Origin of the sequence: Kluyvera sichuanensis (genome assembly GCF_014218705.1) — a bacterium.
GTDB classification, from domain to species: Bacteria; Pseudomonadota; Gammaproteobacteria; order Enterobacterales; family Enterobacteriaceae; genus Kluyvera; species Kluyvera sichuanensis.
In genome coordinates this window covers 68,605-91,765 of sequence record NZ_JABBJF010000021.1, presented here as the reverse complement: position 1 = coordinate 91,765, position 23,161 = coordinate 68,605, and the positions used below count along the sequence as shown (strand labels likewise).

Here is a 23,161-nt window from a genome sequence, read left to right as displayed (position 1 = left end):
ATAGTCAGCAGGTATTGTTATGAAATGATGGTGGTTATTTTAACCCCTGTAGATGGCATCATTCGATGGCTGCCCCGAGGTTTTTCATGCTCTCCAATAACGTCGATGGTGAGAGCGTCGCGCAGCTGGCGACTCTGTTTGCGGGGCGAATGGAGGACAAGAAGATCATGCTGGTTATGAGCGACGGGGCGCCATGTGCTGCAGGCGATGGGTTCCATCAGCATTTGCGAACCGTCACCAAAGAAATTGAGACGTTGAGTGACATCGATTTGATGGCTATCGGCGTTTTGACCGACGCACCACGGCGTTACTACAAAAATTACGCATTGGTAAACAGCGTAGAAGAGTTAGGGCCGTCAGTTGTCACTGAGCTATCTCGTATCATTCTTGGGTAATGGCTTTACCTGTAAAAATAAGTAATCACTTACTATACAGCCTAATATATTTATATAAGATATACCCCACGAACGACAAACAGTAAGGAAAAACACATGACCGCTACTGCACTACAGCAAGAAGAACATTTGCCGGAAGCCATCGTCTGCAAGTGGTGTGGCAAATCCTTTCATTACCTGAAATCCCATATCTCTATGGGCCGTTGCGAAAACATTCCTGAGTCCGCGAAGGGTCTGGACGTGGACGAAGTGGTGAAAATGTACACCTCTGCGTTTCCGGATGAACCAACGATCTCTCGCACGGCACTGGCCAAACTCAATGAGAAGCGTGCCGAAAAGCATTCAGGCGAAGGAAAAGTAGCGGAGATTAGCGCACATCCGGGCTACGTAGGAACGGTCGAATACAAGACTGAACTGGTGGCCGCGCACGAGCTGCTTGGCGTAACGATCAAAGAGCTGGGAACGCCACGCGGAAAACCACTACAGGTGACAGTCAACGTCAACACGCCATATCCGGAGTTCGTACCGGAAGCGAAGAAGAACTATGTGTATGGCGACTTCGACCTAATTAAAGACATCTTCATGATGCTGGAAATCGGAATCCCAGGCTATCTCTGGGGTCATGCAGGAACCGGTAAATCTTCTCTTCCTACGCAGCTATGCGCCCTGCTGAATCGACCACTGATCCGCGCCCAGCATACGGCATCTATGGAAGAAGCACACGTTACAGGTCAGATCCTCGCTCGCGATGGCTCCACCTACTTCGAGCCTGGTTTGCTGGCGCTGGCGATGAAAAATGGCTGGGTGTACCTCGCTGATGAATATGACTTCGCGTTCCCGCAGATTCTGGGTGTGTACCAGCCAGTTCTTGAAGGAGAGCCGCTGATCATCAAAGAGGCAACTCCGGACTGGCGCCGTATCACTCCGCATAAACGCTTTGCCTTCATTGGCACTGGCAACACTAACGGCTCTGGCGACGAAACGGGTCTCTATCAAGGTACGAACATCCAAAACGCGGCGAACTTCTCGCGCTTCGGCATTGTTTCGAACGTGAAGTACATGAGCACTAAGGCTGAAGTCAACATGCTGGCTGAGGCTGGCGTCATCCGCGAATACGCCGAGAAGATGGTGAAGTTCGCGAACCTTGTCCGTGAAGGTTATGAACAGCATCTGATCAGCCAGCCAATCGGCCCTCGCGAGCTGCTGCTGTCCGCAAAAATCGGAATGATGCGCGGTGATTTCTCTGCCGGCATCGAAAAGTCGTTTATCAATAAACTTCCATCCACGTCTGCACAGGCAGCGCGTGAAGTGGTTCAGAAGATCTTCGGTTAATCGTGCGTAAAGGATGTTTCGGCTCTCTTATCGCAGCGTCTGAAACTGGCCGGGCTTGTCTGGCGTGTCCGGATAGGTCCGAGTGCCACCAGTCAGCCAAAGAGGTTGCGATTTCGATGTATGGGAAGTTCGTTGGCTTCCCCAATGACAAAATCAAGAAAACCAGAAAGGTAAAAACACATGAAGGCTCTGATGGTCAGAACTGACTTCTCCCTGGGAGAGTCGGCTCTAAAAGCAGAAAACGCGGTGAAAATCGCGAGAGACGCTGGCTACACCGCTGTCATTTCCGCTGACAGCATGAACATTGCCAGTGTGATCCCCCTGCAGCGTGCCGCTGGCGACGACATGGCGGTTATTTGTGGTGTTAAGCTGAATGTGGTCGACGATCCGACATACGAGCACCGCGCCCGCCTGGCGAAAGAGTCAGGAGGATGTATGGAATCATTGGTGCGTGATCGCAGCTACTGCTTCACGGCACTGATAAAGAATGAGCAAGGTTATCGCGACGTGTGCGAACTGATGACCTTAGCCAACAAGCGCGAGCAATTCTACTTTGTCCCGCGTCTGGCACTTGACCAGCTGGCGGCCGCATATGCCAAAGGCAACATCATCCTGCTGACGTCCGACATTGGCAGTGTATTCCAGCGCCGGGACTTCGCAAAGATTATCGGGACGCTGGTGACAGCTGGAGGACGCGATAACTTCTACAGCGTGGTTTATCCGCACCCTACCCCATTCTACGACCAGATTAACGTCCGGGCGATGAAAGTGGCGAGCGCACTGAAAATAGAGCCAGTGGCGTTCTATCCCGCTTATTACGAAGCGGTCGACGACGCTGACATTAAAGACATTGCGCACATGGTTACGAACAACATCAAAATCGACCAGCCGCATCGTCTGCGTATTCCCCACCAGCGAGATAACGCCGTTAATGGTCGCCGCCATCTTCTTGAAGCGCTGAAAGCCTTCTCCGTTCGAATGGATGTGCCGGTAACAGCTGCAATGGCCTCAACAACGCAGGACACCATTATTGAAGCCTGCACATGGCGCTGGCATGAATTGCCACCAGCACTGCCCAAGATGGCAGACGACGAGCCTGCAACGCTGATGAAGCTGGCTGTCGCGGGGCTGCGCAAGCGTCTTACTACCAAAGAGTTTGGCTACACACCACCGGCTTCTGAGCACCGTGTGTATGTTGATCGCCTGAAGTACGAAATGGACACGCTGACCCGTCTGGGCTTCTGTGGCTACTTCCTGATGGTGCGCGACCTGATGAATCACAGCCGTGAAACTGGCATTCCTGTCGGGCCAGGTCGTGGTTCCTCTGCCGGTTCTCTGGTGGCGTGGTGCATAGGCATAACCAACGTCGATCCTATCCGTCACGGTCTTCTGTTTGAGCGTTTCATCAACCCTGAACGTCTCGACTTACCGGATGCGGATCTGGACTTCAGCCAGGCACGTCGTCATGAGGTGATCGAGTATCTGAATGAACGCTATGGCGAAGATTACGTTGCCGGTATTCCGAACTTCACCTATCTGGGCGCCGCTTCTGCGCTGCGTGACACTGCGCGTATTTACGGTGTCGACGCTGCGGATATGGCGGTATCCAAAGAGTTCAAGAATCTGGAGGACGATAGCCTGTCGCTGGAAGAGCTGCGCGAGCAACTGGCCAGCCTGGACAAATACGCCACGAAAAACCCGGAAGCGTTCAAAGCGGCGTGTAAACTGCAAAGCCTGATGCGTGGTTTTGGCCGTCATGCAGCGGGGATGATCGTCGCTGGCGTTCCACTGGTAGAGCGCACGCCCGTCGAGCTGCGTGGCAACGCTCGCTGTATTGCATTCGATAAACGTTACTGCGAGGCAATGGGGCTGATTAAGCTGGACGTTCTCGGTCTGGCAACGCTCGATCTGCTGGATAGCGCGAAACGCTACATCAAAGAGAGCACCGGTGAAGACATCAATCTCGATGCTATCCCACTGGACGATCGCAAGGTTCTGGATGGGTTCGCTGCAGGGTACACGCAGGGCGTATTCCAGCTGGAGTCCGGCCCCATGCGCAAGCTGCTTAAAGATCTGGGCGGTGGCATTGAGCCAATGAGCTTCAAAACCGTTGTCGCCACGACCGCGCTCTTCCGACCTGGCCCGATCCAATCCGGCATGTTGGACGACTATGTCTCCGTGGCCAAAGGCTTCATGGCCCCACAGTCGCTGCACCCGGTACTGGACGAACTTACCGCGGAAACCAACGGCGTGATTCTGTATCAGGAACAGACGATGAACGCGACACGATTGCTGGCTGGCTTCACGATGGCCGAAGCTGATGGTGTGCGTAAAGCGATCGGTAAAAAGGATATGGAAAAGATGAAGAGCATGGGCGAAAAGTTCGTCGTTCAGGCTCAAGCTGGTTGGATCGACGTTGAGATGGAAGACGGCACCACGCAGCGTATTCACCGCGCGGAACACTTCAAATGTGAGGACGGCGCACTGCGGACGGTTGAAGAAGCGCTGGAGGCTGGTGTGAAATTACCTATGGCTGCTGTACGCGTTACAGGGTCACAACCGGGATTGTCTGAGACGAAAGCGAAGGAGATCTGGGATGCCTTCGAGAAGAACGGTGCGTACCAATTCAACAAATCACACAGTGTTGCTTATTCTTTAATCAGCTATCAGTCTATGTGGTTAAAGACACATTACCCTGCTGAGTTCTTCGCTGCTGCGCTCACCATTCTGGGCGAGGATAAGCACCAGGGGCTGGTTAAGGATGCGCTGACCTATGGCATTCGCGTATTGCCACCAGACGTTAACGTGTCATCTAACCGAATTGAGATCCGCACGCTGGAAGACGGCAGCCAGGTTCTGTATGCGCCATTCTCTGCTGTGAAAGGCTGCTCTGAGAATGGTTGCCAGGCCATCATGAGAGCGCGAGAGAAAGTTGGCGGCAAATTCGAGTCACTTGAGCAATTTGAGGAAGCGGTCGAGAAGCGTGCATGTAACAGCCGGGTACGCGAATCACTGCAAAAAGTAGGTGCGTTCGCATCGATTGAGCCTGGCAGTCTGCCAGCGACAGATCCGGAACGACTGCGCGACCAGGCAGAGTTGATGGGCAATCTGGTGATCGACGCTGTAAAAGCCTCTCGACCGTTCGAGATGAACCCTAAGCGCTCTGCCGAGGTGAATGTACTGATGACTCGCATGGCGGCCGAAATGGGTCTGGGAGACGACCTGATCCGCCCAAGCATTGGCATTAAGCCGAAAATCATGGTCATTCTGGACAACGCGAACGGCAATGATGGGCGTACCGGCTACTTCATGGAGAACGGCTACGACGACTTTAAGGCGAAGTTGCTTACTGCAGGCGATCTGCGCATGGGCGATCTCTACGTCACAGGCGTGTGCAAAAAGGTGAAGGACAAAGAGAAGGACTACACCAAAGACGAGATCGGCCAGTTCACCGACTTTATGCGTGAAGAGATCAATCTGGTGCGTCCGACCTATGTGCTGACGTGTGGCAGCCGGGCGACGTCACTCTTCAACAACAAGAGCAAACCATCCGACCTGGTTGGACGCAAAGAGTATCTGCCAGAGCTGGATGTGACCGTTTTCTACGGATTTAACCCGAACATTTTGTACTTTCGCCCAGAGGAAGGCGAAAAGCTGGAAGCAATTCTGGCAGAGGTAGCGGAGACTATTAGCAAATGAATAAAGAGAACACCATGAACGAGGCACAGAAGATTGCACAAGCGCTGGCGGCTATCCCAGCGGATTTTCAGGATAAAGCAGTTGCGGCCACCATGCGGTCGCAGTTCTGGGAAATCATCGACTGCCCGGTCACGTTAGATCTGGCGCTGGCGTTCGCCGGGCTGGATGGTGCCGATAAAGTCAGTCGTTTGCGTAAATGTGCCAGAGCGCTGGCGCTCAAAACGCAAGATCCGAAGGCGTGCCAGTATCTGCTGGAGATCTACGAATCGGATAACCCAGAGGAACATCTGGAGGCGTTCAAATTGTTCCGCAATCGGTTGGTACTGAAGGTGGCCAAAGAGTTTATGGAAGTGAACAAGATTGGCGATGTGAGACAGTACAGACTGAAGCGCCAGACCAGAGTCACGCTATCGAGAATTTTTGGTAAGAAAGTCGCATAATAGAGAAGCCCGCCGAACGGCGGGTTATATGATCTAAATTATTCCGGTTTGAAGCCTTTGAACCGAACGAATGCTGTGCACAAATCTGTCGGCAAAATAATACCGCCGTCAAACCCGCCATTGTTTTTCCCCAACCCAGCATTAACAAATGAGAGTAAAAGCGCTTCATCTGATATTTGATGATGGTTGTTTTCATCGTATTTGGAAAAAGTATCTAACTCATCAATCTCAAAGGAAGGGATACGCTCAAGCGCAACCATTAAGCGACGTAATGTAATAAAATCAATGTATTCAAACGCAAACGCTTTCAAGAATGCTGCTGCAATTTCTGGCTTATTTTCACTCTCCATGCGGTCAATGATTTCAATCAGTCTGTCGCCAGCCTTACCCGCAAATTTGTCATTTTCGTTCAACCGATTGGCCATATTTATTCGTGTAGCATCGTCTAGATCGGCGAAGCCAGAGATGAAACGAATTAACTTTTCCGTGAACCGACGATCATGCACTGAGCTGGCTGTCTTGAAAATTCCTACGAGAGTATTGAGTAAAGGAATCGACTCAAGCGTTCCCGATTCAAGGGCAGAGTCAATAACTAGCTCACCGTAATCCTTGAACAGATCGGTTACATCATCAGATTTTATAACCTCAACCAATGCACTACCACGTTTGGAGTCTTGGGCCATAATTCCTCAATTGCACATCGTTATTAATATTAAATGGAGGGGCAGTAAGACCAAACGCGTAAGGACTATGAAATAGTTTTACGTCGACGTTCGATTAGTGCTGCCGCTATTGACTCAACTTCTTGAAAATCTTTTGAAGCGCTCGCACGTAAGGCAAGGTTCCATTTACTCAGCACACGAGCGTTAATTACCAGGTCGCTATTATCTTTCAATCTACCGTTCTTTAGTAACCATTCGGCCACATCAGCCCAATCCCAGAGTGGAGACTGACCTTTAATGCGTTGGACAGGGCAAGGGAAGTCACCGCTACCGCGAGTGCCATCTTTCAGCATTGCAATCGCCTGTCGGGACATTTCAGTAATTTCCGCAATGTCGCTCAAGCCTACAAGAGCAGAGTCGACAGATTCAACAATAGCGCCGATTCCGGCTGATTCGATATTGTCGACCGCTGATTCAATTGCTGCATCGAGCGATTCAGCTTCGCGGTCGAACTCAACATATACGGAGTTTCCATATGCGCAAATCAGCGCATCGTCACAGCCGCTTCCGTACAGCGCGTCTTCCAGTCCTTCGGTCTCATACGTTACGCCTGAGAGTGTCAGAGTGAAGTTATAAAGCGCCATAGTACCTCTTCGTTTAGTATTCAGAGTATTCTCTTGTTGATTCGGTAAGGAGTTGTTGTAGCAACTCCTTACCGGGCAAAATCAATCGCAGCGATCAACCATACGAATGATTTGCTTGGCATGGTTTTCAGCACTTCTCGGTGTCGACCATACGCTCATCTGGTGATCTCGGTGTTCACCTTCTGGACTGCCGCAGCGCAATTTGCAAAAACAGTGTGCAGAATCGCCTGGTGGAACCCAAACCCAGCCTTGAGTTACAGCATATTCAATGGCCGCTTGAATGTGCTTATTAGTATGTTTCTTCAGATACAATTTATCTCCGGCATATTATATGTTCGATGTTGACAACTGTCAACGGCGAGTGAATTCCATCCGTCCGTGTCTCCACCACATTGTCGTACGCTGTCTACGGCCAGCTTTTAACGGGGCATAGAGTACCAGAACCACCTGATTTTTCACTGGCTTACCTATCTCATAACCTCCATTTCATCATGTCATAATCTCCTCCGCCTGATTCCTCCATGATAAAATTGATATACATAAATAAGCAGGTAATTAACACCATGAGCACCGATATCTACGAAAAAATCATGTCCGATCTGGAGTTCGACCGCGACAATCTGGAGGAAGTCTGGCGTCAGCAACCGCGCCTGTTGATGGAGTACGGCTCTAAGCTGGCGCGGGCAGAACGCGAAGTCGCAGATGCAAAACTCTCCCTCGATGCGATTGAGGCGAAAATCTACGACAATGAGCGTAAGAACCTGAGTATGAACGGTATTAAGTTCAATGAATCCGTACTGGAGGCGAAGGTAAGAACCAACCCGCAATACCTCGCAAAGCGCCAGAAACTCGACGATGCCCGGCACATTGCAGATCTGTACAAGCACGCTGTAGCCGCCTTCTCCCACCGCCGCGACATGATTGTCCAGGCGTCCAAAATGGCTATCGTGGAGATTGAACGTTTGGGCGCCGAACGTTTCCACTCTCCCCGTTAATTTATGCTAGATCATAAGTAAGCACTGATCTATCATCCTTCTCGCTCGAAAGAGCCACGAATAAACGAACGCCCAACGCGCATAGCGCCAATGGCCACAATCACAACAAGGAGAAATACATGTCTAAGTCATTACTTGATCTGCTTAACAAGACCCGTGGCGATATTGCTTCTAAACGTGGCAATAACGTTGATTTGACCCGTCTGAAAGACGGCAATAACTATCTGCGCATTTTTCCGAACAAGGACGACCCGAATGGCGTGTTCTTCCAGACTTTCGGTATGCACTACGTTAAGCATCAGAATGAGGAAGGCAAAGATGTAACCACCGCCTACATCTGCGAACAACACACCCACGGCCACGCTTGCCAGCTGTGTGAGATGGTTATGGAAGGTCGTGCTCGCTTTAAGGGCAACAAAGCGATGGAAGAGCGCATTAACAGTATGCGTGCTACACCTCGTTATCTGGTCAACGGTGTTCTGTCTGCGCGTGAAGACTTTGCGGACGCAGAGAAATGCCAGCTGATTGAGCTGCCGTCTACGGTCTTCGACGATATCTGCAAAGTGATGTCCGAAGATATTGCGGATGATATCGGCAACCCACTGAGCAAAGAAGAAGGCTATGCGTTCCTGATTAAGCGTACCGGTTCCGGTCGTGACACCAAGTACGACGTATCCCCGAAACGTAAAGTCTACAAAGGCGACATTCCTGAGAAGCTCTGGACTACCCAACACGATCTGATCGCATACGCGAACCAGGCTGACGAAACCCGTCTGCTGTCTACGGCTCGCACTATGGGTCGTCTGATTGGTATCGCGGCTCCGGCAGCAACAATGTCCTCTCCGGCCATTTCTTCCGCTGCAAAATCAGCTGCTGCTGAACTGCCAGGCTTTGGCTCTATCACTGGTCATACGGAAGGTGCAGCTGCTGTCGCTACAGCACACACTCCGGCTCCAGAGTCCACCAGCCTGGTTGATGAAGAGATCCTGCGTGCCGCTGAAGCTGAGTTCAAGCCGGAAACTAAACCGGAAGAAGTTAAAGCTCCGGAAGCCGCCGCAGCTGCAAGTGCTTCAGCATCTGCTGCCACTGCATCTGCACCAGCTGACGAAGGTCTCGACGACCTGCTGGCTGAACTGGACGCTCTGTAATCCCATAACGTGACCAGTAAGGCGTCTACGGACGCCTTACTTTTTTGGAAGGAGTGTACCGGTGAATTATCTCTTTGTGGACGGTAACAGCCTTGGCTATTACCACCAGCAATCCGACAAATTACACAACGGCGAGATGGAAGTTCAGGCGGCTTTTGGCTTCGTGAAGAACGTTCGTCGTTACGCCTCAATTCTCCATGCCCGCCCAATGATCTTGTGGGATGGATTCAGCGACAAACGTCGCGACTTCTACCCGGAGTACAAAGCGAATCGCGATGACGACCCGGATATGAAGAAGATGAAAGAAGGCTTTGCCATCCAGAAGCCGTACATCTTGAAAATGATGACCGCGCTGGGCGTTAACCAACTCATTGCAAAGGACGCAGAAGCGGACGACCTGGCTGGAATGCTGGTCTCTCGCCTGGCTCCGCAGCCGACCGTCGATCACATCTACCTGCTGACTGGCGATGGCGACTGGCTCCAGCTGGTTCGCGAGAATGTGAGCTGGGTAAGCCTGCGTGAAGATGCCAAGCACAAGCAGGTGAACTTCGAACAGTTCGCAGAGCTGACCGGTCTGCCAACGCCACGCGCGTTTCTGGAAGCGAAAGCGTTGCAGGGCGATAACTCGGACAACATCAAAGGCGTCGGTGGCATTGGTGACGGTGGCGCGAAAGAGTTACTTCATGAATGGGGAAGCGTGGCCGCAATGGTACGCGGCATTAACGACGGCTCCATTGTCATCAACAAAGGTCGCTATAAGACGGCATTCAACAAGCTGGCAAAGAACGCCTTCAACGAGAAGACGGGCTGCCGGATGCTCGAAGCCTTTAAGCGCAACATGATGCTGATGAACCTTATCGACACAAAATTCCCACCCAGCGAAATCGAGTCGATTAAAGGCGCACGCGACATGAATGCCTTCGAACAGATGTGTTACGAGCTGAACTTCCGGTCGTTTCTGGAAGATCTGGAAGTGTTTGTTCTGCCGTTTGAGAGGTACTGCTGATGCTGAAATCCATCATTAATGGCGGGGCAACTACGCCAACCATGCTGGCTAAAGAGATTGTCTTCTGCCACGGCGAGCACGCTGTGGTGGCGCTGCCGAACATTCTGGGCGCTGCTGGCATTTCTGCTACTGAGCGTGAGTTCGCGCTGGTCAGCGAGCAGGTCGTGAAGATCATCGCTCGCGTCGCCAAACACCTGAACCACGACGCAATCAAGTTTGACGAAGCCGCTGCTTCGAAGCGAATCAACGAATCAAAAGGAGCCTAATCATGGCAAAAGGCAAATCCGCACTGGCACTGGCGCTGAAAAAGAAAATCGGCAGCAATGACGAGATCCAGAAGGTCTCCCACTGGATTGACTCCGGTTTCCCTCCACTGAACAAAGCCATTTCCGGACGTTACGACGGTGGTTTTCCGTGTGGGCGTATCGTTGAAGTCTTCGGGCCGCCAAGCGCCGGTAAAACCTTTTTGGCAACGGCTGCGATGGTGTCAGCACAAAAGCAGGATGGTCTGGCCGTGTTCCTCGACCACGAAAACAGCTTCGACGTTGGTCTTGCGGTGGCGAACGGTCTGAACGCCGACGAAGACGATGGTCAGTGGGTCTACAAACAGCCGGATACCTTCGAAGACTCCGTTGAGCTGATCGGCACAATCCTCAAGCTGGTTCGCGACGAAGAGCTTATCCCGGAAACAGCCCCTATCTGCATCGTTGCCGACTCTCTGGCGTCGATGGTTCCGAACTCGAAGGCTGAGAAGTTCGACAAGATGGCAGAAGGCACTGCGAAGGACAAAGATCAGCTGAACATGAACGACAACACGGCGCTGGCTCGCGCGACGAGTGCGAACTTCCCTACTCTGGCGCTTTGGGCGCGTAAGTACAACGCGTGCATCATCTTCTTGAACCAGGTGCGTACCAAAATTGGCGTGATGTTTGGCGATCCGACTACGTCTCCGGGTGGCGACTCTCCGAAGTTCTACGCGTCGGTGCGCATCCGTCTGGGTGCATCCGTCATGAAGGATGGTAAAGAGAAGATCGGACAGGACGTTGGCGCCGAGTGCATTAAAAACAAAGTCGCACCTCCGTTTGGCAAATGCTCATGGAAATTCTACTTCGACCCGACTCGCGGGCTGGACGTCATCGAATCTCTGGTTGAGTACATGCTGGAGGAAGGATACCTGCCCAAGAACGCCAGCGGGCGTGTGGAAATTGGCGATAAGAAATACACCAAATCGCAGATCGTCGAGATGTACCGCGAGAAGCCACTCCCGGAAATCATCGCAGCACTCCAGGCGATAGACGAACGGCGAGCGAAAGAGTCGTCCCCAGCAGAGACAGAAGAAGCGTAATCACAAGGCGTCCATTGGACGCCTTTTTTATACTTGAAAATATATAAGTACTTACTTATCATTTCTACACCAAAACGACAAAAGGAAACACATGATCAAGGGTTATCTCATGGCTGTTTCAGCGGTGATATCAGTCTGCTTTATCTACGGTTTACTGGTTCCATCGCTTATATCAGCTAAAAGCGATCTGGCCTTATTTATCGGACTTGCCATCGCTGTAGTCTTCCCGGTTGCCTTGTTAAAAGCTGGCCGCAGGTATATCAACTCACTCAATAAAACTAAGGAGAAGTAAGTAATGAAGAAAGGTTTACTGGCGGTGGCTTTGGCTGCTATTTGCACAATGGGTCTGACCGGCTGCGATCGCGTGGAACCGGGATACGTTGGCATTAAGGTAAACAAATTGGGTGAAGACAAAGGTATCGGTGAAGTTGTCGGCGTTGGCCGTCAGTGGACTGGTCTGAATACCGAGCTGTACACCTTCCCCACTTTCAAACAGATGAAAACCTACGATGAGCCGTTCACATTTCAGATGAGCGACGGTACAGCCATCGGCCACAAAATTGGTGTGGCATATCTGGTTAATCGCGACAAAGTAACTACCGTATTCCAGACCTATCGCAAAGGTGTTGATGACATTACCGACACTGATCTGCGCCAGAAGATTGCGGACTCACTGAACCGTCTGGCCAGCCGCATGACTACCGACACGTTCATCGACGGTGGCAAGGCGTCTCTGCTCGACAATGCGCTGAAAGACATTCAGGCAGAAATGTCACCGGTAGGTATTGAGGTTATTAGCCTGTCATGGGTGGGCAAACCAGACTACCCGGACACTGTCATCGAATCTATCAATGCCAAAGTGACCGCGAACCAGAAAACGCTCCAGCGCCAGCAGGAAGTTGAGCAGCGCAAGGCAGAAGCGAACATGCTGCGTGAACAAGCCGAAGGTGAAGCCGACGCTATCCGCAAGCGTGCTCAAGCAGAAGCTGATGCCATCAAGTTGCGCGGTGAAGCATTACGTCAGAACCCGAACGTCATGGAGCTGGAAGCCATCAACAAATGGAATGGTCAGTTGCCTCAGTACATGACTGAAGGGGCTAATACTCCGTTTATCGCGTTGAAGTAACAGCCTTTTCAAAGATACGGCGTCCACTTGGACGCCTTTTTTATTTCCGTATTATCACCAACAAGAAAACAAATTGGTTACTAATACGGAATTACCATCCGTAGAAGTACAAAGTGACAACGCCACATAGTTGTTCGGCAACGGATGAGAAGGAGATCGGGAATGAAAAATTACAGCGAGATGACGGACTTTGAAATCAACTGTCTGGTCGCGGAAGCCACCGGCCATCGACCGCTCATCTCACAATACGGCTGGAAAGGCTCACAGGAAGGTGATTACACAGCAGTGGTCGCCATCGGTCCGAACGGAGCCGGAACCTTCGACTGGTGTAACGATCCGGAGGATGCGTGGGACATTATTTACCGACACAGAATTGGTGTAGTCCCTGCAAGACAGCCCGGTGAGTGGAGAGCGGCCCACAGAACGGTGGATAGTTCAACTCCACAACATCTGATCCAGAACCCTAACCCTTTCAGAGCGGCAATGACCGTGTTCCTTTTAATGCAGGAGAAAAAGAGTGAAGAAACTGTATGACGCGGCCAACGCTGCGCTGGATGTAGTGGATACCGAAATTGCCCAGGGCTTCCCGGAGCCAGAATGGGCGACGCAGCTGCGTGAGGCGATTGCAGAGATGAACTCACCGGAACCTTCAGAAGATGAAGCCGACTGGCAGCGTTTCATCAGAATGTATGCGGAAGAGATTGGCCCGACGCCCACCGCTGAACAGGCCATGCTGCTCAAGTACTTCAAGGAGGCTGGAGAGAATCTGCCGGTTGATGATACACCGCACTGGTTTCACGCCGCCTGGCGTAAGTTCGACGTGATCTACACCCGCGGTCTGGGAAACAAAGATATGGTCGTCTGGCATCTGATGCACATTGATAAGGCTGTCGACCGCACGCTGGAGAAGTTCTTTCCACCAGCCTAAACACAATGATTGTGCGCCGCATGGCGCACATTAATATAAATAAGTACTTACCAACAAGGAGAAAACACATGAAGATTTTGGTTCGCATTTCAGCCAGCACCGACTATGACGTTTACCCGTTGTTCATGGTCAAGTGTGATGGGCTGAACGATGAAGAAATTCAAGCGGCAATTGAGCGCAATCTCGTTGAGTACACAGGCATTGATGCAGATTCTGTGTATGTCGATGATGACGGTGTTTGTTGGCACAACGGTAGTTGCTGGTACGTCGACGACACGATGCCGGTAAGCGATGAAGACGCGGCTCATCTTGAGCGTATCTTAGGCATCAGCACTTTTGAGTGATATTTACAGCAAAAAATATATAAGTTAGTATTTACCTATCATGAACACTGTATTAGACACCTTGTTACTTATTGTCTCGATAGCTTTTGTGCTCGATTGCATCTTCACCGGATCAATCCGTAAAGCGCTGGCGCCTGTTAATGGCGCGATGGTTAATTCGCTGGCCGTAGTGCTGGTATTCGACTCAGCATTCGGCGTTATCAAAGGAGTCGTGGCATGAAGAAAATAGCCCTGACTCTGGCGCTGCTCTCCCTCCCTGTCTACGCGGACACGCACGTCTATGAGTGTGAGATGTCAGTGGCCGAAGTGAAAAACGACGTGATCCGCAATGTCGTCAAAGCCAGCTACGGTGCGATGGTTGTGGACAGCGGCGAACAGTTTTATGTTGTGCGCGATGATCGCGTCCTGTCTTCCCCCTATCTCACCAAACGTAACGGCAAACTGTCTGGCGTGGGTGAAGATAAGTTCGTTTACAACAAATCAAGTGATGTCTACGGCGTTCACGCGAAGAACGCCAGCTACCTTTTCGATGACTGCAAGGAGGTTGGTTGATGGCGGTTACACTGGCAGGTCTGGAAATCGAAAAAACAAGCGGCTACTGGCGTGCCAAAGGGTTTAAGCAACCCGGCGTGCTGGAGCGTCTGGAACGTGAGGACGGTGTCATTGTCCACCAGCGTCGCGAATGGCGCATGTATGATCCGGAAACAGGTAAGCTCACGACGAAGGCCGGGACACTCTGGGGTCTGCTGAAGAAAATCCATTGATAACACTAACCACTGCGGTGAGTAGCCAGCTCACCGCGTGCGTATCCGACCAATAACCACTGTATTGAGTAAAACGCCTGCCGTGACATCCGGTATCCACTGTAGTGAGTAAAGTGGCGATTATCGACGTCGCTATCCACTGTAGGGAGTAAACAGGCGTTCATCAGCAGCCAACAACCACTATAGAGAGTGATGGAATGCGTTCTCCAGCGGGTATCCACTATGGAGAGTAAACCGTCACTGTTTTCAGCGGATATCTACTCACTACAGTGGTTAGCAAATCCGGCCAACCGATTCTGCTCTCCATAGTGGATAGCCAATAACGACGGGAACAACGATAACCACTATAGAGAGTGGATTTAACAAGATACCCAGTGACCACTAACCTCGCAGCCCTTGTTTCATCTGGGTTTGTAACCACTAACATTTATTTCGTTATTTGAGCGCCACTGCCTACAGTGGTTACTCTTAGGTTGTTGTTACTCACTACAGTGGATAGCGGATTTCAGATAAACAAAAGGCTCACTACAGTGGATAGTGAGCCTTTCTACTCTCTACAGTGGTTGAGCTATTTGCGAGCTTTTGCCTTGCGTAGCTCTTCGAGAATCGCCAGTTCTTCCTTGCTCAACATGACCATCTCACCGTCTTTTTCTTCAGGAACAACATCGATGATGTCCTCCTGATCATCACCAGGCAAGCTATCTTCCTGCTCTTCTGGTTCTTCCGGCGCAGCTTTAGCTGGTGGCAATGCCGGGCGTAACTTCGGCCGCCTATAGTGGATGATGAAGTAGACCGAGCTGCCGCGCTTCACTTCGGTGTAATCGAGATAGCCGATCTCCCGAAGTTGCTCCATCGCCTTCCTGACTGTCGCGTTCTGGGTAATGGTGCGGCTGGTTAAGTTAAGTCTGGCGCGTAAGCGAGCCAACGAGATTGGTGCCGGGTCAGGTGGCAAACTTTCGATGAAGGTGTAGAGCGCCTGCGCGGATTCTTTTCTGGAGAGTTCGTTAATTGCCCGGAGTTGCAGAAGAACCTTTTTGTCGAACTGGTAGAGTTCGAAAATCTTAGGATCAGCCTGCAGCGAGACCGTGTCGTTCTTTGTGCTGTACTTTGCTGTCTGCACAAGGTGCGTCACGTAATACTCATCAGAGCCTTTACTGCGGAATGAGATAGTGTTTGTGGCAATACGAGTTAGAGAACTGTCCAGGCGCTTGCGTAACTTCGCGGACGATCTGGCCGTTGGTATGCCACAGAGCCTGACGAACTCGACGAACGGTAACGTGACAGTATCGCCAACAACCTTGTGCTTGGCGAACGCATGGATGATGCCTACCCACGTTTTGAAGTCGTTATCCATATCCAGACGAACGCCGGAGATCCTTATGTCCTCGTACCCTTCGGCTTTGGCCAGAGACAGCTGTTTGAGTTCAGCAGAGGCGTCCATAGAGACCATTTGCCCCTTTCTGCCCCTGGCGGTCGATTTCAGCGTCGGAACGAAGAGACCAAGACGCATCAGAGCAACAGGCTGAACTGTGTTGTTGGTGTTAGGAACTAACGTAACAACTTCACCGGTCTTTTTGTCTGTTTCTGAGAATGCTTCAACGATCGCTATGTTTTTATTGCCGTTTTCGCTCATTCCAAGTGTCTCTTTTTATTCGACCGCTTTGGTGGCCTTTACTGATTACAGTGGATAGTAGCACTCATCGCAGCGGTTATCCTACCGCCTATAGTGGTTTTTCTACTCTCTACAGTGGTTGGTTTACTCTTCATAGTGGCTGATCTTCTCTCTATAGTGGATATCGATCACCTCTAAGGCCATGTGGCACAACGGTTTGCGGGGTGCGGGGATCTTTTTGGGTCTTTGTGGGCCTCTTTGGTTCTCTTTGGGATCTGAATTACTGGATCGGGCCTGTGTATAAAAATCAGGTAATTGCAAAACCAGCCATCACTCCCCTTCTGGGGATAATGTGTGGTCGAAACAAACACGCCTGAACGCAAAACTTCCAACATCTCTATGAATATCAGCCACCTGACGTAGAAAAACAGGCACTGAGTTATCCAGTTAAGACAATGTCTCCTACTCACTACAGTGGATACCGACCACTCTCCAGAGAGGTTGTTTTGCTCTTCATAGCGGTTATTATGCTCTCTACAGAGGTTACTTTCCTCCCCATAGTGGATAGTAACCCCCTCTCAGGCCAGTAACCGCAACGGCTGGAGACGATCGGGGATCTCTTTTGATCTTCTGTAGGATCTCTCTGGGGATCTAATTATTGGATCGGGCCTGTGAATAATGGGTATAAGTAAAACAGGCATTTGCAAACATCGGTGCGCCTTGTCAGTTATCGTTGCCCCGGACAAAACTATTTGAATAAGAACTATGGATCTCAAACGCACGCGCTGGGTTCGCCGTCTTGAAGATGGCTCCTACACCATTGAATCGAACACTAGCCTGAACAAACAGAAGTTGCTCTGCGACCTGTGCGGCATTGCGTCGAAGTGCCCGATTAACGAAACCCGGCTCAAACTCCACGACGCCGGTGCGCACTTCCACCTGAACAGCTGCATACGTTACGTGCCACTGCTGGCATTTCGTAAACCGATCATCGGATTGGACGCTCCCTACTTCAACACACTCCGCTCTGGTGTAACATGGCGGGACCGGGTCGAGCCTGGCAAACTCGTTTGTCTGGTTGAGGCTGATACTGGAAATATCATCCGATTCGGGAGAGTCGATAAGGTCTACTCCGGCCCGGTGGATGAGATGCTGCGAAAACACAGCCGGTTTAACCATCTCTGTATGGGCGGAGAGAAGATCGAGAAGGTTGGCGAAGTGATCCGCAAATCCTACGGACACTTCCTGAACGACGACAGCCTTCTCACGGCCATCTACATTCGCCATGTCGATCGGGAGTTCGATACGGAGTATCACAGTGCTGAAGAGTTGAATCTTGTCGACCCTCGTCCAAAAGCTGGGGTAATCGACATCAGCGTTGCGCGTCAGAATCCCTCTGAGACGTTTTAAACGTAAACTCATGGTTTTACCGGGGCATAAAATATGGTGTCTTAGAAAGACACTGAGAGCTTTAGGGATTAATACATGAGTGAATTTTATTCAAGGGCAGCGACTGAGGCAGACATGCCATTTATCATGGGGGAGTTCGAAGACGGCGCACGCAAGGGTCACTTCTACGAAGAGATCCTCACATCAAAGGGGGGTAAAACCTTTGAGAAGCAGACCAGGCTGGCAATCAAGACGAACGAGCAGGGTCAATACTCCGGGCATTATATCTACATCCTGCTGCGCCGTTCTGATGACAAAAAAGCAGGGCTAATCTGGTTCTGTGCCGCACTCGATCCAACCGGTGCGCCACGACTTGAACTCCGTGCCGTCAGTATCGTCAAAGAACTACGCGGGAAAGGCTATGGGTCAATGCTGGTGTCCGACATGATCGATTCAAACCCGAACCAGCCGATGATGGCGAAGTGCTACGTCAAATCCTCGCAAATGGCCGACATGCTAAAACGCAGAGGTTTTCACCTTTTCGACACGTCCCCCAAAGGCACGCAGATGCTGTTTCGCGATCCAAAGTAAAAAGCACCCCATATGAGGTGCTTCTGAAGAATTAATCGCAAGTTGTTTTGCCAGTGCCGTCTGGGTATACGATGGATTCGCACGACTTGCCGTCCAAGAAGCTGTAGCTGCGAATAGTGCCGTCCGGATCGCGTTCTGTGTAGGACTCCAGCTTCTTCGGATCAGCGTTCTTACGGCGCACTTCTTTCAGCTCATATTGGGCCTTGTACATCTCCTTGTAGGCTTCCTCTATGCGCTTCATCTTGATCTCCTTTGCCTCTTTGCTACCGAGATAAGCGGCCATTTCAAGATCACAGTTGAAACGGATTTTTGGGAATGAAGGCGCGTATCTACCCATGACTTTGGTTAAATCATTGTCGTTGGAGACATAATAGGCATGGCTTCCACACAATTTGTCGGCTCTGTCCTGGGCAATAGCTACGCTTGAAGTGGAGTAAATATCAACGTACCCGCCAGCTGACTTTTCATCTTGAGGCGGTTTTGGCACGCATCCGATCAGAGCAATGGCCATCGTCCCAATAATTACGCGTTTCACCGTCCGTTCTCCTTTTTCGTTTGGTTGTCATCATTGAGTGACTGCGATTATAGAGTGGCTTGTAACATTTAGAAATCTTTACCGCTCCATAAAATAGGTATTCACTTACTTATATATTTTGTCATAATCATGTGCCTGTAGATTTTCTAATGTGCCGTGTTGTCTGGGTTGATCGCCTCTTAAACACGCTTAATATCTGTATCAAAATAACCACAAAGGAAAAGACACATGACATTGCCATACGGGGTGATATCAGACCCCCATTATCATCGTTGGGATGCTTTTGCGACAACAAACGCTGACGGGCTGAACTCTCGACTGGAGATCCAACTGGACGCCACGAAAGAAGCTGCCAAAGCCATGAAAGCTGCGGGCTGCAAACACATGCTGGTGGCTGGTGATACTTTCCATGTTCGTGGTGCTATCTCGCCTTCCGTCCTGCATTTCGTGACAGAAACTTACGAGTGGATCATCAAAGAGTTGGGCCTCGAAGTGGTTATGCTGGCCGGCAACCACGACCTCGAAACCAACGATTCCGTATACAGCGCCAATGCAGCGGCCTCTCTGCGCTCAATCGGTGTGGAAATCGTCTGCGGCAAACGTCCTCACTCCATCAAAATGGGCGACGTTACCGTCCACCTGATTAGCTGGCGCAATAACCACGCAGAGCTTATCAGCGACCTCAAAACACTGCGTTCCGGGCTGGATGGCGACAACCATGATGTCGTTGTGCATACCTCGATCAACAAAGCGATCCCCACCATGCCTGATGTCGGCATCGACGCACAGGAACTGAAAGATATCGGCTTCCGTTTGTTGCTGTCCGGACACTACCACAACCACAAAGAAGTGCTGCCTGGAGTGGTCAGCATCGGGGCGCTGACGCACCAGAATTGGGGCGATGTTGGTTCGCTGGCTGGCTTCATGATCGTCAACCCTGACGGCACATTCACCCACCACGAAACTTCTGCGCCAAAGTTCGTGAACCTTGAGGACGATGTGGAAGACGACCAAATCCGCGGTAACTACGTGCGCTTCCGTGCCGTTGTTGAGAGCGATGAAGAAGGCATCAAACTCCAGAACGTCCTGAAGACAATGGGCGCGAAGGGGGTCGTCTGCAACTTCATCCGCAAGGCATCGATGATGGAAGGCACTGCCAGTACTGCGGAGACCAGCAAAATAGACAGCCTGGGCGAGTCCGTCGCGGCGTACTGCAAGATCGTTCACGACACTGACGGCGGCTTCGACCTGAGCAAGCTGGACATGCTGTGTCAGGAGATCCTGACCGAAGCGGAGAGTGCGGAGGCAGTGTGAGAACGAGCCATTCTGGGAGCTTTCGGGACTTCATCTCCACGATGAAAAGACTTGAACGAGGCCAGACGGTGATGTTCCACAAGCCCTACCCACCCAACGGAAACCCTGTGGCGTTTTACCTGGGGAGACTGAGCAAACAAGGCGTACTGAAACGCAGGTCTTTCCCGGCCCACACAGAGTTTCAACTGCGAAAAGGCCAGCATTTGAATCAAAAAGTTAGAGGCAAAGTATGAAATTTCTAAAGCTCCAGGTTGAGAACTTCATGGCGTTAGCCAGCGCCGAAGTTGAGTTAGACCAACGCGGTCTGGTGCTCATTCAGGGTGTTAATAGTGGAGATTCTTCTGCTGCCAGCAATGGCGCGGGCAAATCGACTTTGATGAACAGCCTGATGTGGTGTCTGTATGGCGAAACTGCGCATGGCGTCAAAGGTGATGACGTGCTGTCTACCGGTCACGAGAAAAACTGTCGTGTGATGGTGACTGTTGAGGATGAAGGAAAGCGTTACGCCATCATTCGCCACCGCAAACACAAAGAGTTCAAGAACCGGCTGATCGTCCGTGGCGAAGACGGTGACATGACCAAAGGCAAAGACACACTGACGCAGGAGTTCGTTGAACGCCTGATTGGTGCATCCAAAGAGGTGTTCATGGCGTCCATCTACGCCAGTCAGGAAGCAATGCCAGATCTGCCGGGTATGTCTGACAAGAACCTCAAAACCATCGTTGAAGAAGCCGCTGGCGTCGACCGGTTAACGCGAGCCTATGCCATTGCTCGCGAGCGTGCTAATGCAGCTGCCGCACGCATGGATGTTACAAAATCCAAAATGGACGCCTGTCTCACGCTTATCGAGACCGCGCAGTCAGAGATTGAGGCGGCCAAAGCGTCCTCTGATAGTTGGGAACGCGATCGCGGCGAACGTCTGGACAAGGCCCGTGTCGATTTGGCTGGCGCGGAGGTAACGCTGTCTGAAGTCGTGATGGAAATTCGCTCGCTGCCGGAACAGATCCGGGATACGGAAAACGCGATTGCTGGCGAACGCAGCAAGCTGGCCTCCAAAGAAGAGCATGATGCCAAACTGCTGAAGGTGCGCGGTGCGATTACGGGGATCCGCTCAAGCATCCGCACTTCAGAAGCGGCACAGAACGAGTCGATGAACCGTGCTCGCTCGTTTAAAACCAAAGCAGAAGAGGTCAGCACAAAGGTCGGAGCACCTTGTGTTACGTGCGGAAAGCCCTACTGCGAAGAAGATTTGTCCACCGTGAAGGAGAGTTTCATTGAACAAGCGCGTAATGAGATCGGCCAGGCGCAGGCATCAGCAGCGGCAGTGGCTCAACACAAAGCTCGTCTTGAGAAAGCGCTCGGCATCGAGTCTGCACTGGTCTCAGCCACACCCGACGTCTCAGAAATCATCGCCAGAATCGAACGCCTGACCAATGAGCTAAGTGCGCTGCGTCATCGCGAACGTGAAGTTGTGGCCGTCGAAGCGATGGTGGCGCGGGCGCGTACCGACATGAATCGCATTATGGCAGAGGTAAACCCATTTCTGGCCGTTATTAAGCGTCATGAAGACAACCTGGCTGCCAATAAATCTAATCATGCAGTACTTAAAAATGAGTTAAAGAGTATTCAGGAACAGGCTCTGTTGCTGGAGAAAGCTCGCCAGGTTTACTCCCCAGCTGGTGTGCGTTCACACATCCTGACCTCCGTTACGCCTTTCCTGAACATCAGAACTGCGGAGTATCTCAACACGCTGTCGGACGGCAACATCGTTGCCGAATGGTCGACAATGGAGACAACGAAGAAAGGCGAGTATCGCGACAAATTCAATATCAGCGTGACCAAAACAGGCTCCAGCAAATCCTTCCAGACGTTGTCTGGTGGCGAGAAGCGTAAGGTGCGCATTGCGTGCTCTCTTGCCTTGCAGGATCTGGTTGCCAGTCGTGCCAGTAAGAATATTGAGTTGTTTATCGGCGATGAAATTGATGACGCGCTCGACACTGCCGGTCTGGAGCGTCTCATGGGGATTCTGGAAGCCAAAGCGCGTGAACGCGGCACAGTGATGATCATCTCCCACAAAGAGATGAAATCATGGTTCCGGGAAACCATCACAGTCGAAGTCAAAGAGGGTCGCAGCTATGTCGTTTAACTTGAGCCGCACGCAGTTTTTGCAAATGTTTGCCGTGATGCAGTCTATAAAGCTGATAAACCACCATACGGCAAAAGCAGCTGCGCCTGCACTTTTGTGGAAAAACGAAAACATCAATGACGACCAGTTCGCGGTATTAACCAGTCTGTTGTCATCGACTCCGTTGATGCCGAGTTTGTCTATGCTGCCGTCAGGAAGCACTGCGCCGATCCTTATTAATCCATTTACGGAAGGTGGATATCTCCCACATTCTGGGCCGGGGTTCGTTGTGATTCCTGAAACCGGAACGCTGAACATCCAAGAAAATGCACTCTTCAATGCAATGGAGACGCACATCAGCACCGCATTCACTAATCTGATTCGACACGCTAACGCACGCGCGGATCACGTTGCAATGCCGGGTGCTGCCTTCGCCAGCTTCTCTGTTGACTATGACCGGCACGCGCCAATTTCAAAGCGGGCGAAACTCTGCTTTTACGAGGAGGGATGTGAAGTAGCGATTATTGAAGTTCTTCTCCCCCATGTATTCAGCGCGAATGAAACGGCTGCACACCATCTGATCGACATCATGCGGCATTTCATCGGCCAGAGCATGATCGATGCAGACATTGCTGCAGGCGTTCTAACCAACGATAGCATTCACGTTGTTAGCGACATTCCGAAGCCGCCAGATCGCGAGCCGGAAAAGACACTTGAACAGAAACTAATGGAATGCCCAACCTGGGCTACGTGGTAAGGAGACCAAA

Annotated in this window: 26 protein-coding genes and 1 pseudogene; 22 read left to right on the top strand and 5 right to left on the bottom strand. The window is 51.2% G+C overall.

All coding sequences use genetic code 11. The annotated features are described in order from the left end of the window. Nucleotides 1–83: 83 nt before the first annotated feature. The 4 genes and pseudogenes from HII27_RS18695 to HII27_RS18680 all read left to right on the top strand — a co-directional run. Nucleotides 84–395 (top strand): annotated as a pseudogene (locus HII27_RS18695) (cobaltochelatase CobT-related protein); the annotation flags it as partial. 96 nt (nucleotides 396–491) lie between these two features. Next, nucleotides 492–1,727 carry an AAA family ATPase gene (locus tag HII27_RS18690; protein ID WP_060453979.1) on the top strand — a complete coding sequence of 412 codons (1,236 nt, stop codon included), beginning with the start codon at nucleotides 492–494 and terminating at the stop codon, nucleotides 1,725–1,727. Nucleotides 1,728–1,907: 180 nt separating this feature from the next. Next, on the top strand, nucleotides 1,908–5,426 hold the full coding sequence (dnaE, locus tag HII27_RS18685; RefSeq protein ID WP_046340570.1) for a DNA polymerase III subunit alpha: 3,519 nt from the start codon (nucleotides 1,908–1,910) through the stop codon (nucleotides 5,424–5,426). Then, nucleotides 5,423–5,866: a DUF7740 domain-containing protein gene (locus tag HII27_RS18680; protein ID WP_149384928.1), complete on the top strand. Its 444-nt coding sequence runs from the start codon at nucleotides 5,423–5,425 to the stop codon at nucleotides 5,864–5,866. Before dnaE ends, HII27_RS18680 begins: the two co-directional genes overlap by 4 nt. Before the next feature lie 38 nt (nucleotides 5,867–5,904). On the opposite strand, the gene HII27_RS18675 is transcribed toward HII27_RS18680, so the two are convergent. From HII27_RS18675 to HII27_RS27205, 3 genes are all read right to left on the bottom strand, one after another. After that, entirely contained in the window at nucleotides 5,905–6,549 is a 645-nt protein-coding gene (locus HII27_RS18675; RefSeq protein WP_149384927.1) for a hypothetical protein, read from the bottom strand. Between the two features lie 65 nt (nucleotides 6,550–6,614). Beyond that, the gene (locus HII27_RS18670; RefSeq protein WP_149384926.1) at nucleotides 6,615–7,172 is read right to left on the bottom strand and encodes a helix-turn-helix transcriptional regulator; all 558 of its coding nucleotides are present in this window, start codon (nucleotides 7,170–7,172) and stop codon (nucleotides 6,615–6,617) included. A gap of 81 nt (nucleotides 7,173–7,253) precedes the next feature. Next, complete coding sequence (locus tag HII27_RS27205; RefSeq protein WP_071785734.1) at nucleotides 7,254–7,478, bottom strand: hypothetical protein; 225 nt, start codon at nucleotides 7,476–7,478, stop codon at nucleotides 7,254–7,256. A gap of 257 nt (nucleotides 7,479–7,735) precedes the next feature. Between HII27_RS27205 and HII27_RS18665 the strand changes: the two genes are divergently transcribed. From HII27_RS18665 to HII27_RS18610, 12 genes are all read left to right on the top strand, one after another. After that, the gene (locus HII27_RS18665) at nucleotides 7,736–8,167 is read left to right on the top strand and encodes a hypothetical protein (RefSeq protein WP_000102109.1); all 432 of its coding nucleotides are present in this window, start codon (nucleotides 7,736–7,738) and stop codon (nucleotides 8,165–8,167) included. A gap of 119 nt (nucleotides 8,168–8,286) precedes the next feature. Continuing rightward, complete coding sequence (locus tag HII27_RS18660; RefSeq protein WP_071684166.1) at nucleotides 8,287–9,315, top strand: regulator; 1,029 nt, start codon at nucleotides 8,287–8,289, stop codon at nucleotides 9,313–9,315. A 61-nt stretch (nucleotides 9,316–9,376) separates the two neighbouring features. Then, nucleotides 9,377–10,321 carry a 5'-3' exonuclease family protein gene (locus HII27_RS18655; RefSeq protein ID WP_022649902.1) on the top strand — a complete coding sequence of 315 codons (945 nt, stop codon included), beginning with the start codon at nucleotides 9,377–9,379 and terminating at the stop codon, nucleotides 10,319–10,321. Further along, the gene (locus HII27_RS18650) at nucleotides 10,321–10,587 is read left to right on the top strand and encodes a hypothetical protein (RefSeq protein ID WP_000920226.1); all 267 of its coding nucleotides are present in this window, start codon (nucleotides 10,321–10,323) and stop codon (nucleotides 10,585–10,587) included. The genes HII27_RS18655 and HII27_RS18650 overlap by 1 nt, the downstream gene beginning before the upstream one ends. Nucleotides 10,588–10,589: 2 nt before the next feature. After that, nucleotides 10,590–11,666 carry a recombinase RecA gene (locus tag HII27_RS18645; RefSeq protein ID WP_001051805.1) on the top strand — a complete coding sequence of 359 codons (1,077 nt, stop codon included), beginning with the start codon at nucleotides 10,590–10,592 and terminating at the stop codon, nucleotides 11,664–11,666. A 91-nt stretch (nucleotides 11,667–11,757) separates the two neighbouring features. Next, nucleotides 11,758–11,958: a hypothetical protein gene (locus tag HII27_RS18640; RefSeq protein ID WP_000589750.1), complete on the top strand. Its 201-nt coding sequence runs from the start codon at nucleotides 11,758–11,760 to the stop codon at nucleotides 11,956–11,958. 3 nt (nucleotides 11,959–11,961) lie between these two features. Next, on the top strand, nucleotides 11,962–12,792 hold the full coding sequence (locus tag HII27_RS18635; protein ID WP_004110049.1) for an SPFH domain-containing protein: 831 nt from the start codon (nucleotides 11,962–11,964) through the stop codon (nucleotides 12,790–12,792). 162 nt (nucleotides 12,793–12,954) lie between these two features. Next, entirely contained in the window at nucleotides 12,955–13,326 is a 372-nt protein-coding gene (locus HII27_RS18630; RefSeq protein WP_185669195.1) for a DUF2591 domain-containing protein, read from the top strand. Continuing rightward, nucleotides 13,310–13,720, top strand: a complete 411-nt coding sequence (locus tag HII27_RS18625) for a DUF7238 family protein (protein ID WP_180255342.1) — start codon at nucleotides 13,310–13,312, stop codon at nucleotides 13,718–13,720. The genes HII27_RS18630 and HII27_RS18625 overlap by 17 nt, the downstream gene beginning before the upstream one ends. A gap of 68 nt (nucleotides 13,721–13,788) precedes the next feature. Continuing rightward, entirely contained in the window at nucleotides 13,789–14,064 is a 276-nt protein-coding gene (locus HII27_RS18620; RefSeq protein WP_032666376.1) for a hypothetical protein, read from the top strand. Nucleotides 14,065–14,280: 216 nt separating this feature from the next. Next, nucleotides 14,281–14,616 (top strand): hypothetical protein, encoded by a 336-nt coding sequence (locus HII27_RS18615; RefSeq protein ID WP_060453944.1) that lies wholly within the window; start codon nucleotides 14,281–14,283, stop codon nucleotides 14,614–14,616. Then, on the top strand, nucleotides 14,616–14,828 hold the full coding sequence (locus HII27_RS18610; RefSeq protein ID WP_006812558.1) for a hypothetical protein: 213 nt from the start codon (nucleotides 14,616–14,618) through the stop codon (nucleotides 14,826–14,828). Before HII27_RS18615 ends, HII27_RS18610 begins: the two co-directional genes overlap by 1 nt. A 568-nt stretch (nucleotides 14,829–15,396) precedes the next feature. Here HII27_RS18610 and repA read toward each other — a convergent pair. Then, nucleotides 15,397–16,461, bottom strand: coding sequence for a replication protein RepA (gene repA, locus HII27_RS18605; protein WP_040110284.1), 1,065 nt, complete (start codon nucleotides 16,459–16,461; stop codon nucleotides 15,397–15,399). 744 nt (nucleotides 16,462–17,205) lie between these two features. Between repA and HII27_RS18600 the strand changes: the two genes are divergently transcribed. Together HII27_RS18600 and HII27_RS18595 are read left to right on the top strand one after the other, a co-directional pair. After that, the gene (locus tag HII27_RS18600) at nucleotides 17,206–17,850 is read left to right on the top strand and encodes a hypothetical protein (RefSeq protein ID WP_185669194.1); all 645 of its coding nucleotides are present in this window, start codon (nucleotides 17,206–17,208) and stop codon (nucleotides 17,848–17,850) included. Between the two features lie 75 nt (nucleotides 17,851–17,925). Next, nucleotides 17,926–18,420, top strand: coding sequence for a GNAT family N-acetyltransferase (locus HII27_RS18595; RefSeq protein ID WP_185669193.1), 495 nt, complete (start codon nucleotides 17,926–17,928; stop codon nucleotides 18,418–18,420). 31 nt (nucleotides 18,421–18,451) lie between these two features. Here HII27_RS18595 and HII27_RS18590 read toward each other — a convergent pair whose 3' ends face one another. Next, a complete protein-coding gene (locus HII27_RS18590) occupies nucleotides 18,452–18,955 on the bottom strand; it encodes a hypothetical protein (protein WP_185669192.1) in 504 nt (167 codons plus the stop codon). A 228-nt stretch (nucleotides 18,956–19,183) separates the two neighbouring features. Here HII27_RS18590 and HII27_RS18585 point away from each other — a divergent pair, with 228 nt between their 5' ends. From HII27_RS18585 to HII27_RS18575, 4 genes are read left to right on the top strand one after another with little or no spacing between them, the layout of a single operon-like run. After that, the gene (locus tag HII27_RS18585) at nucleotides 19,184–20,269 is read left to right on the top strand and encodes a metallophosphoesterase family protein (RefSeq protein WP_048231941.1); all 1,086 of its coding nucleotides are present in this window, start codon (nucleotides 19,184–19,186) and stop codon (nucleotides 20,267–20,269) included. Beyond that, a complete protein-coding gene (locus tag HII27_RS27200; RefSeq protein ID WP_235836561.1) occupies nucleotides 20,224–20,502 on the top strand; it encodes a hypothetical protein in 279 nt (92 codons plus the stop codon). Before HII27_RS18585 ends, HII27_RS27200 begins: the two co-directional genes overlap by 46 nt. Beyond that, nucleotides 20,499–22,415 (top strand): AAA family ATPase, encoded by a 1,917-nt coding sequence (locus HII27_RS18580; protein ID WP_185669191.1) that lies wholly within the window; start codon nucleotides 20,499–20,501, stop codon nucleotides 22,413–22,415. Before HII27_RS27200 ends, HII27_RS18580 begins: the two co-directional genes overlap by 4 nt. Beyond that, entirely contained in the window at nucleotides 22,405–23,151 is a 747-nt protein-coding gene (locus HII27_RS18575) for a hypothetical protein (protein ID WP_185669190.1), read from the top strand. The genes HII27_RS18580 and HII27_RS18575 overlap by 11 nt, the downstream gene beginning before the upstream one ends. Nucleotides 23,152–23,161: the final 10 nt, after the last annotated feature.

Excerpts from the sequence above, each read along its gene's own strand:
- HII27_RS18645 (WP_001051805.1), top strand. The coding sequence starts at position 10,590 with ATGGCAAAAGGCAAATCCGCACTGGCACTGGCGCTGAAAAAGAAAATC.
- HII27_RS18585 (WP_048231941.1), top strand. The coding sequence starts at position 19,184 with ATGACATTGCCATACGGGGTGATATCAGACCCCCATTATCATCGTTGG.
- HII27_RS18635 (WP_004110049.1), top strand. The coding sequence starts at position 11,962 with ATGAAGAAAGGTTTACTGGCGGTGGCTTTGGCTGCTATTTGCACAATG.
- HII27_RS18660 (WP_071684166.1), top strand. The coding sequence starts at position 8,287 with ATGTCTAAGTCATTACTTGATCTGCTTAACAAGACCCGTGGCGATATT.
- repA (WP_040110284.1), bottom strand. The coding sequence starts at position 16,461 with ATGAGCGAAAACGGCAATAAAAACATAGCGATCGTTGAAGCATTCTCA.
- HII27_RS18640 (WP_000589750.1), top strand. The coding sequence starts at position 11,758 with ATGATCAAGGGTTATCTCATGGCTGTTTCAGCGGTGATATCAGTCTGC.
- HII27_RS18610 (WP_006812558.1), top strand. The coding sequence starts at position 14,616 with ATGGCGGTTACACTGGCAGGTCTGGAAATCGAAAAAACAAGCGGCTAC.
- HII27_RS18615 (WP_060453944.1), top strand. The coding sequence starts at position 14,281 with ATGAAGAAAATAGCCCTGACTCTGGCGCTGCTCTCCCTCCCTGTCTAC.
- HII27_RS18690 (WP_060453979.1), top strand. The coding sequence starts at position 492 with ATGACCGCTACTGCACTACAGCAAGAAGAACATTTGCCGGAAGCCATC.
- HII27_RS18680 (WP_149384928.1), top strand. The coding sequence starts at position 5,423 with ATGAATAAAGAGAACACCATGAACGAGGCACAGAAGATTGCACAAGCG.
- HII27_RS18595 (WP_185669193.1), top strand. The coding sequence starts at position 17,926 with ATGAGTGAATTTTATTCAAGGGCAGCGACTGAGGCAGACATGCCATTT.
- HII27_RS18630 (WP_185669195.1), top strand. The coding sequence starts at position 12,955 with ATGAAAAATTACAGCGAGATGACGGACTTTGAAATCAACTGTCTGGTC.
- HII27_RS18675 (WP_149384927.1), bottom strand. The coding sequence starts at position 6,549 with ATGGCCCAAGACTCCAAACGTGGTAGTGCATTGGTTGAGGTTATAAAA.
- HII27_RS18670 (WP_149384926.1), bottom strand. The coding sequence starts at position 7,172 with ATGGCGCTTTATAACTTCACTCTGACACTCTCAGGCGTAACGTATGAG.
- dnaE (WP_046340570.1), top strand. The coding sequence starts at position 1,908 with ATGAAGGCTCTGATGGTCAGAACTGACTTCTCCCTGGGAGAGTCGGCT.
- HII27_RS18580 (WP_185669191.1), top strand. The coding sequence starts at position 20,499 with ATGAAATTTCTAAAGCTCCAGGTTGAGAACTTCATGGCGTTAGCCAGC.
- HII27_RS18620 (WP_032666376.1), top strand. The coding sequence starts at position 13,789 with ATGAAGATTTTGGTTCGCATTTCAGCCAGCACCGACTATGACGTTTAC.
- HII27_RS18600 (WP_185669194.1), top strand. The coding sequence starts at position 17,206 with ATGGATCTCAAACGCACGCGCTGGGTTCGCCGTCTTGAAGATGGCTCC.
- HII27_RS18665 (WP_000102109.1), top strand. The coding sequence starts at position 7,736 with ATGAGCACCGATATCTACGAAAAAATCATGTCCGATCTGGAGTTCGAC.
- HII27_RS18575 (WP_185669190.1), top strand. The coding sequence starts at position 22,405 with ATGTCGTTTAACTTGAGCCGCACGCAGTTTTTGCAAATGTTTGCCGTG.
- HII27_RS18650 (WP_000920226.1), top strand. The coding sequence starts at position 10,321 with ATGCTGAAATCCATCATTAATGGCGGGGCAACTACGCCAACCATGCTG.